The sequence below is a fragment of the Tepidimonas sp. genome (assembly GCF_036825565.1).
Lineage (GTDB): Bacteria > Pseudomonadota > Gammaproteobacteria > Burkholderiales > Burkholderiaceae_C > Tepidimonas.
The window spans coordinates 1-12,634 of record NZ_DAISXZ010000018.1 but is presented as its reverse complement, the minus strand read 5'-3'; the positions used below and the strand labels follow the sequence as shown (position 1 = coordinate 12,634).

The window sequence follows — 12,634 nt, the reverse complement described above, 5'->3', positions numbered from 1 at the left end:
CGCTTATGCTGACCTTCCAACAGATCACCCTGAAGCTCCAGTCGTACTGGGACGCCCAGGGCTGTGCGCTGCTGCAGCCATACGACATGGAGGTGGGGGCGGGCACCAGCCACACCGCGACTTTTTTGCGCGCCATTGGCCCCGAGCCGTGGAAAGCCGCCTATGTGCAGCCCAGCCGCCGCCCCAAGGACGGCCGCTATGGCGAGAACCCCAACCGCCTGCAGCACTACTACCAGTACCAGGTGGTGCTCAAGCCCGCGCCGGCCAACATCCTGGAACTCTACCTGGGCAGCCTGGAGGCACTGGGCTTCGACCTCCGGCGCAACGATATCCGCTTCGTCGAGGACGACTGGGAGAACCCCACGCTGGGTGCCTGGGGCCTGGGCTGGGAGGTCTGGCTCAACGGCATGGAGGTGACGCAGTTCACCTACTTCCAACAGGTCGGCGGCATCGATTGCAAGCCCATCACCGGCGAAATCACCTACGGTCTGGAGCGGCTGGCCATGTACCTGCAGGGCGTGGAAAACGTTTACGACCTGACCTATGCGCCCGGCCTGACCTACGGCGACGTGTTCCACCAGAACGAGGTGGAGCAGTCCACCTACAACTTCGAGCACTCGGACCCGGACTTTTTGTTCACCGCCTTTGCCGCGCACGAGCGGCAGGCCAAGCACCTGATGGAACAGCAACTGGCTCTGCCGGCGTATGAGCAGGTGCTCAAGGCCGCGCACACCTTCAACCTGCTGGACGCGCGCGGCGCGATCAGCGTGACCGAGCGCGCCGCCTACATTGGCCGCATCCGCAACCTGGCGCGCAGCGTCGCCCAGAGCTATCTGGACAGCCGCGCGCGGCTCGGCTTCCCGATGGCACCGCGCGCCTGGGCCGACGACGTGCTCGGTCAGCTCGAGAAAAAGGGGGCCGCATGACGACCCGGACCGCAAACCTGCTGGTGGAGCTGTTCGTCGAAGAGCTGCCGCCCAAGGCGCTCAAGACCCTGGGCGAGGCCTTTGGCCGCGTGCTGGCCGACCAGCTGCGCGACCAGGGCCTGGTCGATGCCGACGCCGTGCTGACCCCCTACGCCAGCCCGCGCCGGCTGGCCGCGCACCTGAGCGGTGTGCGGGCCAAGGCGGACGACCGCGCGGTGCAGCTCAAGCTCATGCCCGTGGCCGTGGGCCTGGACGCGCAGGGTCGGCCAACGCCCGCCCTGCTCAAAAAGCTCACTAGCCTGGGTGTGGACACGACCGACTCCGCAGCGCTGACCGCCCGGCTGCGCCGCCAGCCCGATGGCAAGGCCGAGGCGCTGTTCTGGGACAGCGTGGTGGCCGGGGTGACCCTGGACGTCGGGCTGCAAAAGGCGCTGGACGAGGCGCTGCGCCGCCTGCCCATCCCCAAGGTCATGACTTATCAACTGGCCGACGGCTGGAGCAGCGTGCACTTCGTGCGTCCCGCGCACGGTTTGGTCGCCCTGCACGGGGGGCAGGTGGTGCCGGTGCGGGCCCTAGGGCTGACCGCCGGGCGCCACACCCACGGCCACCGCTTCGAGGCCGCGCGCGACCCGATCGAGCTGCCGCACGCCGATGCCTACGCCGAGACCTTGGCGCGCGACGGCGCCGTCATCGCCAGCTTTGCCGAGCGCCGCGCCGAGATCCAGCGCCAGCTCGCGCAGGCCGCGGCCCGCGTCGGCGGCGGTTGCCGGCCCATCGAGGACGACGCGCTGCTGGACGAGGTGACCGCGCTGGTCGAGCGCCCGAATGTGCTCGTCTGCCAGTTCGAAGAGACCTTTCTGGAAGTGCCGCAGGAGTGCCTGATCCTGACAATGAAGGCCAACCAGAAGTACTTCCCGCTGCTCGATGTGCAGGGGCGGCTGACCCACCGCTTTCTGGTGGTGAGCAACATCACGCCGCAGGACCCGAGTGCCGTCATCGTCGGCAACGAACGCGTGGTGCGCCCGCGGCTGGCCGACGCCAAGTTTTTCTACGATCAGGACCGCAAGCGCCCGTTGGAGTCGCGGGTGCTCGGGCTGGCCAAGGTGGTCTACCACAACCAGTTGGGCACCCAGGGCGAGCGGGTGGAGCGCGTGGGGGCGATCGCGCGCGCCATCGCCGCGCGCCTGGGCGACGACACCCTGGTGCGCCAGGCCGATCTGGCGGCCCTGCTGGCCAAGGCCGATCTGCTGACCGACATGGTGGGCGAATTCCCCGAGCTGCAAGGCATCATGGGGGCCTACTACGCCCGGCACGACGGGCTGGACGATGCGGTCGCCGACGCCATCGAAGACCACTACAAGCCGCGCTTTGCCGGCGACGACCTGCCGCGCAACCCCGTCGGCCTGTGCGTGGCCCTGGCCGACAAGCTGGAAACGCTGGTCGGGCTGTTCGGCATCGGCAGCCTGCCCACCGGCGACAAAGACCCCTACGCCCTGCGCCGGCATGCGCTGGGGGTGGTGCGCATGCTCATCGAGCGCGACCTGCCGCTGGATCTGTCCGCCCTCATCGACGCGGCCGTGCCGGTGTTTGGCGACCGCATCCGCGACCCGCGCGAGGCGCTGACCGCGTTTTTCTACGACCGTCTGGCCGTGAACCTGCGCGAGCAGGGCTACAGCGCGCAAGAGGTGGACGCCGTGCTGGCGCTGCGCCCGGCGCAACTGCGCGAGGTGCCGCGCCGGCTGGCCGCGGTGCGCGCCTTTGCCGCGCTGCCCGAGGCGCCGGCGCTGGCCGCCGCCAACAAGCGCGTCACCAACATCCTGCGCAAGGCCGAGGCGGCCGTGCAGCCCCAGGTGGACCCGGCCCGGCTGGTGGAGCCGGCCGAGCAAGCCCTGCACCAGGCCCTGCAGACCGTGCAGCCCGCCGCCGATGCGGCGTATGCCGCGGGCGACTACACCGGCAGCTTGCAGCGTTTGGCGGCGCTCAAGGCGCCGGTGGACGCCTTCTTCGACGGGGTGATGGTCAACGCCGACGACGCCGCCCTGCGCGCCAACCGGCTAGGGCTGCTGGCCGTGCTGCACCAGGCCATGAACCGCGTGGCCGATCTGTCGCGTCTGGCGGCCTGAAGGCAACCCATGCCGGTGCGTGACCTGCGGTTGGTCGTCATCGATCGCGATGGCACCCTCAACCGGGATCCGGAAGATTTTCTGCACGGCCCGGACGATTGGGAGCCGTTGCCCCGCGCGCTGGAAGCGGTTGCGCGCCTGAACGAGGCCGGCTGGCGCGTGGTCGTCGCTTCCAACCAGTCGGGGCTGGGGCGCGGATTGTTCGACGTGGACACCCTCAACGCGGTGCATGCCCGCATGCACAAGGCGCTGGCCGGGGTGGGTGGGCGCATCGACGCCGTGTTTTTCTGCCCCCACGCGCCGGAGGACGCCTGCGGCTGCCGCAAGCCCGCGCCGGGGCTGTTTTTGCAGATTGCCGTCCGCTACGGCATCGCGCCGGCGCAGTTGGTGGTCGTGGGCGATTCGGTGCGCGACGCCTGCGCCGGGGTGGCCGCCGGCTGCAATACCCATCTCGTGCTGACCGGCCAGTCGGCCGCGCATCGCGATGGCACCCGCCCGGTCGGTCTGCCCGAAGGCGTCACCATCCACGACGACCTACTGGCCTTTGCCGACGCCCTCATCGCCCGCCATGCGCCGGCGGCCCGCGCGGCGGAAGGGCCCACAGGGGGGATGGTAGCAGCGCGCCCATGATCATGAATATCCTGCGTTCCTGGTTCCATCTGCTGTTCATGGGGGTGACGGTCGTGCCGTGGGCCACGGCCGCGGTCCTCATGTCCCCTTTCGTCTCGGCCAACCGGCTGTACTGGTTTTGCGTGGGCTGGGTGCGGCTGCAGGTTTGGGCCGCGCGCTGGATGCTGGGCATCCGCAACGAGGTCATCGGCTGGGAGAACCTGCCCGTCGGCGAGACGGCCCCCGCCATCCTGCTGGCCAAGCACCAATCGACGTGGGAGACGTTTTGCCTGCCGGTGCTCATGCCCCATCCGCTGGCCTTCGTCTTCAAGCGCGAGCTGCTCTATGTGCCCTTCTTCGGCTGGGCGCTGGGCCGGCTGGACATGGTGCACATCGACCGCGCCAAACGGGCGCAGGCCTTCAACAAGGTCGTGGACCAGGGGCGCCGGCTGCTGGCGCGCGGCACCTGGGTGATCATGTTCCCCGAGGGCACCCGCGTCGCCCGTGGCGTCCGGGGCCAGTACAAGACCGGCGGCACCCGCCTGGCGGTGCAGACCGGCGCGCCGGTGATCCCGATCGCCGTCACGTCGGGCCGCTGCTGGCCGCGCCGGGCCATCGTCAAACGGCCGGGCACGGTGGTGTTTTCCATCGGTCGGCCCATCCCCAGTGATGGCCGCGACCCCGAAGCGCTGATGCGCGAGGTCGAGGACTGGATCGAGTCCGAGATGCGCCGCCTCGACCCCGAGGCCTACCGCGACGAGCGCCAGGTGGCGCTGGCCGCCTGAGGGCCGTCGGGTGTCGCGGCTGCCCGCTGCCCCACCGCAACCGCCGGCGACGCCATCCGCTTGGGCGCATCCGCGCGCCAACCGCGAGATCGAGCTGCACGGTGTGCGCATCGCGTACGAGTTTCGGCGCAGCGCGCGCCGGACCATCGTTCTGTCAGTCGGCCCCAACGGCCTGAGCGTGCGCGCCCCGCGCTGGGCCGCGTGGGTGGAAATCGAAGGCTTTCTGTGCCGCAAGGCGGCCTGGGTGCTGGCCCATCTGCACCGTCAGGCCAACCGGCCGCGCCCCGCCTGGCCCGAGCCGACACCCGCCCTGCGCGCGCAGGCGCGCGCGCTGTTTGCCGCGCGCGTCGCCCACTACGCCCCGCTGCTGGCCGTGCGCCCGGCGGCGCTGCGGGTGTCGTCGGCGCGCACGCGCTGGGGCAGTGCCAGCACGCGGGGCACGGTGTTGCTCAACTGGCGGCTCGTGTGCCTGCCGGTGGAGCTGCTGGATTACGTCGTGGTGCACGAGTTGGCGCACCTGCGCGAGATGCACCACGGCCCCGCCTTCTGGGCCCTGGTCGCCGCGGTGCTGCCGGACTACGCCGAGCGCCGCGCGGCCCTGCGGTGCTACGCTCTCGGCTGATCCCCCCGACGGGGCGGCCTTAATCGGCCCCAGCGCGCTGCCCGACGGACTTGCGCGTGCCGTCAGAGCGACCGGGCGATGGCCGCGAAGGCGCTCGCCAGCGCCAACGCGTGCACCAACGCCGCGCCGATGGTCAGGCCAATCACCGGGCGTAGCATGGCCACGGGCTGGCCCGTGGCCACATGCCGCCACAACAGGGCTGCCGCCGCCAGCGACAGCGGCAGCGAGGCCTGCCCCCACCACGCCGTCTCTGGCGCAATCACGCCCAGCACCGCCGCTGCCAAGGCCCCGTGGGCCGACACCACCAGCGCCGTGTAAACGGCTGCCACGCCGACCGGGCCCAGGCGCACCGCGAGCGTGCGCTTGCCCACCTGGGCGTCCCAGGGGGCATCCGGCAGCCCGTTGACCAGCAAGATGGCCGCCACCAGCAGCGCAAAGGGGATGGCCGACACCATGGGCACGATCAGCCACTGTCCGCGCTGGGTGTAGTAAGCGCCCAGGACGACCAGCCACCACGCCAGCGCCACCGTCAGCTCGCCCGCGCCCCGCGCCATCAGCCTCAGCGGCGGTGCCGAATAGGCCCAACCGAGCAGCAAGCCGCCCAGCCCGATGGCGATCAACCCACCGCCCGCCGTCAGGGCCAGCCACAGCCCGCCCAACACCACCAACCCCGTCAGTCCCAGCGCCAGGCGCCGCGCGTGGGCGGGCGATGCGGTCCCATCGGGGATCACGCGCGAGCCCCCCGTGAACGGCGACAGCGGCGCCGGATTGAGGGCATCCGCCCCGCTCAGCGCATCGTGGTAGTCGTTCCAGATGTTGGCCGCCGCGTGGGCCGTCGCCGCCAGCGCCAGCGTCACACCCGCCCGCAACGGGTCGAATCCGCAGCCACAGGCCGCTGCCATCGCCAGGCCCAGCGCCACGCCGGCCACGGTCACCCAAAGAAAACCCGGGCGACCAAGCCGCCACGCCGCGGACAGGCTCAATGGGGTGTTGGGGGATACCGACATGGGTATCACTATAGCCAAGCCGCGGCGTGCTGCGATGTGCTCCATGTCTCTTTCGGTGTTTCGCCGGCCCGCCCCCTGTCGCCCGGGCGCACTCTGCCGTAAGATCGCGCCTGCATTGACGTTTACGTCAACGTCAAATCTGGCGACCCGCGTCTCGGCGCACCGCCGTTCACCGTCACGCGCCATGGCGAGCAGCACCACCTACACCATCAGCGATCTGGCCCGCGAATTCGACCTGACCACGCGCGCCATCCGCTTCTACGAAGACATGGGGCTGCTCAGCCCGCGCCGAGAAGGGCCGGGTGGGCGCAGCCGGGTCTATTCCGCACGCGACCGCACGCGCCTGAAACTGGTGCTGCGCGCCAAGCGCCTGGGCCTGAGCCTGTCGGAGGCTAAGGACCTGATCGACATGTACGACAGCCCCCGCGACACGGGACCGCAGTTGCGCAAGTTTTTGCAGGTGCTGGCCGCCCACCGGCGTCAGATCGAGGAGCAGATGGCCGATCTGCAGGCCACGCTGGACGAGATCAAGGTGCACGAGAAGGAAGCGCGCACCTTGTTGGCCCGCCTAGGCGACGGGGCGAGCCCGCCCGAAAAAGCGGCATAATTTACGTTTACGTAAACGTCAATTAAAAAGCGCCGCCCGCCCCGCACCGGAGACCCCGCCCGTGACCGCTGCCACCGCCGATCCGACCGCGCTGCGCGAGCGCGTCGCAGCCAGCCTGGCCCGGCAGGGCATGTTGCGCCACCTAGGTGTGCGGCTGGTCGATGCGGCGCCGTGGGGGCGCTGGCCGACATCGCGGGGGGCTACGCGGGCCTGACCGTGGCCCCCGACGGCACGCGCAGCCCCTGCGCGGTCATGCAGCAGACGCTGGTGCCGGTACCCAAGTCGTATTGACCGCCATTTCACCCCCGATTCCCAACCCAGGAGACGACCCATGACCCACTTGCCCGGCCTCGACTTCCAGCTTGGTGACGACATCGATGCCCTGCGCGACGCGGTGCGCGCCTTTGCCCAGGCCGAGATCGCCCCGCGCGCCGCGGAGATCGATCGCACCGACCAGTTTCCGATGGACCTGTGGCGCAAGTTGGGCGAGCTGGGCGTGCTCGGCATCACCGTGGAGGAGGAGTACGGCGGTGCGGCCATGGGCTATCTGGCGCACATGATCGCGATGGAGGAAATCAGCCGCGCCAGCGCGTCGGTGGGCCTGTCGTACGGTGCGCATTCCAACCTGTGCGTCAACCAGATCCGCCGCAACGGGACCGAGGCGCAAAAGCGCCAATACCTGCCCAAGCTGATCACCGGCGAGCACGTCGGCGCGCTGGCGATGAGCGAGCCCGGCGCCGGCTCCGACGTGGTGAGCATGAGGCTGCGCGCCGAGGACAAGGGCGGCTACTACCTGCTCAACGGCAGCAAGATGTGGATCACCAACGGCCCCGACGCCGACACCCTGGTGGTCTATGCCAAGACCGAGCCCGAGCTGGGCGCGCGCGGCATCACCGCCTTCCTGATCGAAAAGGGCATGAAGGGCTTTTCCATCGCGCAAAAGCTCGACAAGCTGGGCATGCGCGGCAGCCACACCGGTGAGCTGGTGTTCCAGAACGTCGAGGTGCCGGCGGAGAACATCCTGGGCGGCCTCAACAACGGCGTCAAGGTGCTGATGAGTGGTCTGGACTACGAGCGCGCCGTGCTGGCCGCGGGGCCCGTGGGCATCATGCAGGCGGTGATGGACAACGTCGTCCCCTACATCCACGATCGCAAGCAGTTCGGCCAGAGCATCGGCGAGTTTCAGCTGATCCAAGGCAAGGTTGCCGACATGTACACCACGCTGCAGGCGGCGCGCTCGTTCCTGTACACCGTCGGCAAGAACCTGGACCGGCTGGGCGCGGCGCACGTGCGCCAGGTGCGCAAGGACTGCGCCAGCGTCATCCTGTGGTGTGCCGAGCAAGCCACCCGGATGGCCGGCGACGGCATCCAGATCTTTGGCGGCAACGGCTACATCAACGAGTATCCGCTCGGCCGTCTGTGGCGCGATGCCAAGCTGTACGAGATCGGCGCCGGCACGAGCGAGATCCGGCGCATGCTGATCGGCCGCGAACTGTTCGCGGAGACCCTGTAATGCCTCTGCGCCCCCTGCGAGGGGGCGCGCATCGCCACGGGATCGATCTGTCATGATGGGGCGGTGTTCACCGCCGTAGGAAAAACCGCATGCTGCCGCGCCGACTCGACTCCTCGCTCGCCTACGACATCGCCCGCGCGATGATGGACGGCTTCAACCGCCACTACCGGCTCTTTCGCACCGAGTCGGCACGCGCCAAGCACCGCTTCGAGACCGCGGACTGGGTAGGCCAGCAGCGGGCGCAGCGCGAGCGCATCGAGTTCTACGACCTGCGCGTCAAGGAGTGCGTCACGCGCCTGGAGCGGGAGTTCCACGCCTCGCAGCAGCCGATGGAGGTGTGGCAGCAGGTCAAGCTGCTCTACATCGGCATGCTGGTCGACCACCGCCAGCCGGAGCTGGCCGAGACCTTCTTCAACTCGGTCACGACCAAAATTCTGCACCGCAGCTATTTCCAGAACGATTTCATCTTTGTGCGGCCGGCCATCAGCACCGAGTACATCGAGCCGGAAGACCCCAAATCGCACACCACCTACCGCTGCTACTACCCCAAATCGGTCGATGAACTGCCCGCGACCCTGACCCGCTTGATCGAGGACTTTGGCCTGCGCGTCCCGTTCGAGGACCTGGCGCGCGACGTGGCCGACGTTCTGGCGGCGCTGCGGCCGTTGTTCGACCATGGCCGTCTGCGGGCCAATTTCCAGATTCAGGTGCTGGACAGCCTGTTCTACCGCAACAAAGGGGCGTACGCGGTGGGCAAGCTGATCAACGGCTTTCAGGAGGTGCCCTTCGCCCTGCCCATCCTGCACGGGGCGGCCGGGCGGCTCGTCATCGACGCGCTGCTGCATGGCGAGGACGATCTGCTGATGATCTTCAGCTTCGCGCGGGCCTACTTCATGGTCGACATGGAAGTGCCCAGCGCCTATGTGCAGTTCCTGCGCAGCTTGATGCCGCGCAAACCCCGTGCGGAGTTCTACAACGCGCTGGGCTTGGCCAAGCAGGGCAAGACGCTTTTCTACCGCGATTTCCTCTACCACCTGCGACACAGCACCGACCAATTCCGCATCGCCCCCGGCATCAAAGGGATGGTGATGCTGGTGTTCGACCTGCCGAGCTTTCCGTTCGTGTTCAAGGTCATCAAGGACCACTTCCCGCCGCAAAAGGACACGACGCGCGAGCAGATTCGCGGCAAATACCAGCTCGTCAAACAGCACGACCGCGTCGGCCGCATGGCCGATACGCTGGAGTTCAGCGGTGTGGGCTTCCCCCGCGAGCGCTTCACCGACGAGCTGATCGAGGAAATCCAGAAGTTCGCGCCCAGCCAGATCGAGATCGGCGACCGCAACGGCGACGGCAACGTCGAGGTCGTCCTCAAGCACGTCTACATCGAGCGGCGCATGATCCCGCTCAACATCTACCTGCAGGAATGCTTCGACGCGTTGAAGGCCAACCCCGATGACACGCGCGCGCGCCAGCAGCTCGAGCATGCCGTCATCGAGTATGGCAACGCGATCAAGGACCTGGTGGCGGCCAACATCTTCCCTGGCGACATGCTGTGGAAGAACTTTGGCATCACGCGCCACGGCAAGGTGGTGTTCTACGATTACGACGAGATCGAGTACATCACCGACTGCAACTTCCGCCGGGTGCCGCCGCCGCGCGACGAGGACGACGAAATGAGCGGCGAGGTCTGGTACTCGGTGGGGCCGCACGACGTCTTCCCCGAGACCTTCGGCCCCTTCCTGCTGGGCAACCCGATGGTGCGTGACATCTTCATGCGCTACCACGGCGACTTGCTGGATGTGGCCTTCTGGCAGGGCCACAAGGAGCGCATCCTGGCCGGCCATGTCCACGACGTCTTTCCCTACGAGCGCGAGCGGCGTTTCTGCGCGCAGCGCGCCGTGCCCCTTTCCCCCACAGCCGAGGCCGCGAATGCGCCGGCCGCCACCTCCACCCCCCATCCGACAGGAGTCACAGCATGAGCCAAGCCGATCCGATCGTCATTGTCGGTGCCGCGCGCACCCCCATGGGCAGCTTCCAGGGCGACTTTTCCGCGCTGGCCGCGCACGACCTGGGGGCGGCCGCCATCCGCGCCGCCGTGGAGCGCGCGGGCATCCAGCCCGATGCGGTGGACGAGGTGCTGATGGGCAACTGCCTGATGGCCGGTCAAGGCCAGGCGCCGGCGCGGCAGGCGGTGCTCAAGGCCGGGCTGCCCAAGAGCGCGGGCGCGGTGACGCTGTCCAAGATGTGCGGCTCGGGCATGCGCGCGGCGATGTTTGCCCACGACATGCTGGTGGCGGGCACAGTGGATGTCATGGTTGCCGGCGGCATGGAGAGCATGACCAACGCGCCCTACCTGCTGCTCAAGGGCCGCGGCGGCTACCGCATGGGGCACGACAAGGTCTATGACCACATGATGCTGGACGGCCTGGAGGACGCCTACGAGCCCGGCCGCAGCATGGGCACCTTCGGCGAGGACTGCGCCGCCAAGTACCAGTTCACCCGCGAACAGCAGGACGCGTTTGCCACCGCCTCGGTGACGCGCGCCCAAAAAGCCGTGGCCGATGGCAGCTTCGCGGCCGAGATCACCCCTGTCACCGTCAAGGAGCGCGCCGGCGAGCGCGTCGTCGCCAGCGACGAGGGCCCGGGCAAGATCAGGCTCGACAAGATCCCGCAGCTCAAGCCGGCGTTCAAGAAGGACGGCACCATCACGGCGGCGTCCAGCTCGTCGATCAACGACGGCGCGGCGGCGCTGGTGCTGATGCGCGCCTCTACCGCCGAGCGGCTGGGCTGCACGCCGCTGGCGCGCATCGTCGGCCACGCCACCCACGCGCAGGAGCCCAACTGGTTCACCACTGCGCCGGTGGGCGCCACGCGCAAGCTGCTGGCCAAGGCGGGCTGGCAGGTGGCCGACGTGCAGCTGTGGGAGGTCAACGAGGCCTTTGCCGTTGTGCCGATGGCGCTGATGGCCGAGCTGGGCGTCTCCCACGACATCGTCAACGTGCACGGCGGCGCCTGCGCCCTGGGGCACCCGATCGGTGCCAGCGGCGCGCGCATCATGGTGACGCTGATGTACGCGCTCAAGGCGCGCGGGCTCAAGCGCGGCGTGGCCACGCTGTGTATCGGTGGGGGTGAGGGCACCGCCATCGCGCTGGAGATGCTCTGACCTCCCGCCCCCGTGTCGAGCCGCGTGCCCGGCGCGCCCCACCCAAGTTAGGACGACGATGCTGTTGACCGACGACCAACACATGATTCGCGACGCGGTGCGCGCCTACGCCCGCGAGCAGCTCTGGCCCCATGCCGCGCGCTGGGATCAGGAGCACACCTTCCCGCACGAGGCGCACCGCGGCCTGGCGGAGCTGGGCTGCTACGGCGTGTGCGTGTCGGCCGAGTACGGCGGCGCCGGGCTGGATTACCTGAGCCTGGCGCTGGTGCTGGAGGAGATCGCCGCCGGCGACGGCGGCACCAGTACCGCCATCAGCGTCAACAACTGCCCGGTGTGCGCGATCCTGCTGCGCTACGGTAGCCAGGCGCAAAAGCGCCGCTGGCTCACGCCGCTGGCGCGCGGCGAGCTGCTGGGCGCCTTCTGCCTGACCGAGCCGCACGTCGGCTCTGACGCGGCGGCGCTGCGCACCACGGCGCGGCGTGACGGCGACACCTACGCGATCGACGGCGTCAAGCAGTTCATCACCAGCGGCAAGAACGGGCAGGTGGCCATCGTCATCGCCGTCACCGACAAGGCCGCGGGCAAAAAGGGCATGAGCGCCTTCCTGGTGCCAACCGACACGCCTGGCTACATCGTCGAGCGGCTGGAAGAGAAGGTCGGTCAGCACTCCAGCGACACGGCGCAGATCCGCTTCGACGGCTGCCGCATCCCGCTGGAAAATCGCATCGGCGAGGAGGGCGAGGGCTACCGAATCGCCCTGTCCGCGCTGGAGGGCGGGCGCATCGGGATTGCGGCGCAAAGCGTCGGCATGGCGCGCAGCGCGCTGGAGGTGGCGATCGACTACGCCAAGCAGCGCGAGAGCTTTGGTAAGCCGATCTTTGAACACCAGGCGGTGGGCTTTCGCCTGGCCGAGGCGGCGGCGCGGCTGGAGGCGGCGCGCCAGCTCACTTGGCACGCCGCGGCGCTGCGCGACGCCGGCCAGCCGTGCCTGAAGGAGGCGGCGATGGCCAAGCTGATCGCCAGCGAAACGGCCGAGTGGGTCTGCTCGGTGGCGATCCAGACGCTGGGCGGCTACGGCTACGTGCGCGACTTTCCGGTCGAGCGTATCTGGCGCGACGTGCGCGTCTGCCAGATCTACGAGGGCACCAGCGACGTGCAGAAAATCCTGATCCAGCGCGCCCTGTGACGCGCGCCCGCGGCGCTGCTGCCGTCCGCGGGGATTGCGCAACCTCTTTTCTGTAAATTTCCGGATCGGTGGTCATGACGCCTGGGTTACAGG

The 12,634-nt window shown here is 69.0% G+C and carries 12 protein-coding genes; 11 read left to right on the top strand and 1 reads right to left on the bottom strand.

The features are described 5' to 3' along the window. Window positions 1–5: 5 nt before the first annotated feature. From glyQ to V7026_RS04220, 5 genes are read left to right on the top strand one after another with little or no spacing between them, the layout of a single operon-like run. Window positions 6–926 (top strand): glycine--tRNA ligase subunit alpha, encoded by a 921-nt coding sequence (gene glyQ, locus V7026_RS04240; protein WP_334154040.1) that lies wholly within the window; start codon window positions 6–8, stop codon window positions 924–926. Then, window positions 923–3,049, top strand: a complete 2,127-nt coding sequence (gene glyS / locus V7026_RS04235; protein ID WP_334154039.1) for a glycine--tRNA ligase subunit beta — start codon at window positions 923–925, stop codon at window positions 3,047–3,049. Before glyQ ends, glyS begins: the two co-directional genes overlap by 4 nt. Before the next feature lie 9 nt (window positions 3,050–3,058). Further along, entirely contained in the window at window positions 3,059–3,679 is a 621-nt protein-coding gene (gene gmhB / locus V7026_RS04230; RefSeq protein ID WP_334154038.1) for a D-glycero-beta-D-manno-heptose 1,7-bisphosphate 7-phosphatase, read from the top strand. Window positions 3,680–3,681: 2 nt separating this feature from the next. Further along, window positions 3,682–4,443, top strand: coding sequence for a lysophospholipid acyltransferase family protein (locus V7026_RS04225; protein WP_334154060.1), 762 nt, complete (start codon window positions 3,682–3,684; stop codon window positions 4,441–4,443). 10 nt (window positions 4,444–4,453) lie between these two features. Beyond that, complete coding sequence (locus V7026_RS04220; protein WP_334154037.1) at window positions 4,454–5,065, top strand: M48 family metallopeptidase; 612 nt, start codon at window positions 4,454–4,456, stop codon at window positions 5,063–5,065. Between the two features lie 62 nt (window positions 5,066–5,127). Here the strand turns inward: V7026_RS04220 and V7026_RS04215 are convergent, their stop codons facing one another. After that, window positions 5,128–6,072: a prenyltransferase gene (locus V7026_RS04215; protein WP_334154036.1), complete on the bottom strand. Its 945-nt coding sequence runs from the start codon at window positions 6,070–6,072 to the stop codon at window positions 5,128–5,130. A 184-nt stretch (window positions 6,073–6,256) separates the two neighbouring features. Here V7026_RS04215 and V7026_RS04210 point away from each other — a divergent pair, with 184 nt between their 5' ends. The 6 genes from V7026_RS04210 to V7026_RS04185 all read left to right on the top strand — a co-directional run bounded on the left by V7026_RS04210 (window position 6,257) and on the right by V7026_RS04185 (window position 12,541). Further along, window positions 6,257–6,679, top strand: coding sequence for a MerR family transcriptional regulator (locus V7026_RS04210; protein ID WP_143968826.1), 423 nt, complete (start codon window positions 6,257–6,259; stop codon window positions 6,677–6,679). 61 nt (window positions 6,680–6,740) lie between these two features. After that, window positions 6,741–6,893 (top strand): hypothetical protein, encoded by a 153-nt coding sequence (locus tag V7026_RS04205; protein WP_334154035.1) that lies wholly within the window; start codon window positions 6,741–6,743, stop codon window positions 6,891–6,893. Between the two features lie 117 nt (window positions 6,894–7,010). After that, window positions 7,011–8,192, top strand: a complete 1,182-nt coding sequence (locus V7026_RS04200; protein WP_334154034.1) for an isovaleryl-CoA dehydrogenase — start codon at window positions 7,011–7,013, stop codon at window positions 8,190–8,192. An 89-nt stretch (window positions 8,193–8,281) separates the two neighbouring features. Continuing rightward, the gene (aceK, locus tag V7026_RS04195) at window positions 8,282–10,171 is read left to right on the top strand and encodes a bifunctional isocitrate dehydrogenase kinase/phosphatase (protein ID WP_334154033.1); all 1,890 of its coding nucleotides are present in this window, start codon (window positions 8,282–8,284) and stop codon (window positions 10,169–10,171) included. After that, complete coding sequence (locus tag V7026_RS04190) at window positions 10,168–11,355, top strand: acetyl-CoA C-acyltransferase (RefSeq protein ID WP_334154032.1); 1,188 nt, start codon at window positions 10,168–10,170, stop codon at window positions 11,353–11,355. The genes aceK and V7026_RS04190 overlap by 4 nt, the downstream gene beginning before the upstream one ends. Before the next feature lie 58 nt (window positions 11,356–11,413). Continuing rightward, window positions 11,414–12,541 (top strand): acyl-CoA dehydrogenase family protein, encoded by a 1,128-nt coding sequence (locus tag V7026_RS04185; protein WP_334154031.1) that lies wholly within the window; start codon window positions 11,414–11,416, stop codon window positions 12,539–12,541. The last annotated feature ends 93 nt before the right edge of the window (window positions 12,542–12,634 follow it).

What these genes read in the sequence shown, in the direction of transcription:
- V7026_RS04210 (WP_143968826.1), top strand. Translation starts at nt 6,257, where the DNA reads ATGGCGAGCAGCACCACCTACACCATCAGCGATCTGGCCCGCGAATTC.
- aceK (WP_334154033.1), top strand. Translation starts at nt 8,282, where the DNA reads ATGCTGCCGCGCCGACTCGACTCCTCGCTCGCCTACGACATCGCCCGC.
- V7026_RS04190 (WP_334154032.1), top strand. Translation starts at nt 10,168, where the DNA reads ATGAGCCAAGCCGATCCGATCGTCATTGTCGGTGCCGCGCGCACCCCC.
- V7026_RS04185 (WP_334154031.1), top strand. Translation starts at nt 11,414, where the DNA reads ATGCTGTTGACCGACGACCAACACATGATTCGCGACGCGGTGCGCGCC.
- glyQ (WP_334154040.1), top strand. Translation starts at nt 6, where the DNA reads ATGCTGACCTTCCAACAGATCACCCTGAAGCTCCAGTCGTACTGGGAC.
- gmhB (WP_334154038.1), top strand. Translation starts at nt 3,059, where the DNA reads ATGCCGGTGCGTGACCTGCGGTTGGTCGTCATCGATCGCGATGGCACC.
- V7026_RS04225 (WP_334154060.1), top strand. Translation starts at nt 3,682, where the DNA reads ATGAATATCCTGCGTTCCTGGTTCCATCTGCTGTTCATGGGGGTGACG.
- glyS (WP_334154039.1), top strand. Translation starts at nt 923, where the DNA reads ATGACGACCCGGACCGCAAACCTGCTGGTGGAGCTGTTCGTCGAAGAG.
- V7026_RS04200 (WP_334154034.1), top strand. Translation starts at nt 7,011, where the DNA reads ATGACCCACTTGCCCGGCCTCGACTTCCAGCTTGGTGACGACATCGAT.
- V7026_RS04215 (WP_334154036.1), bottom strand. Translation starts at nt 6,072, where the DNA reads ATGTCGGTATCCCCCAACACCCCATTGAGCCTGTCCGCGGCGTGGCGG.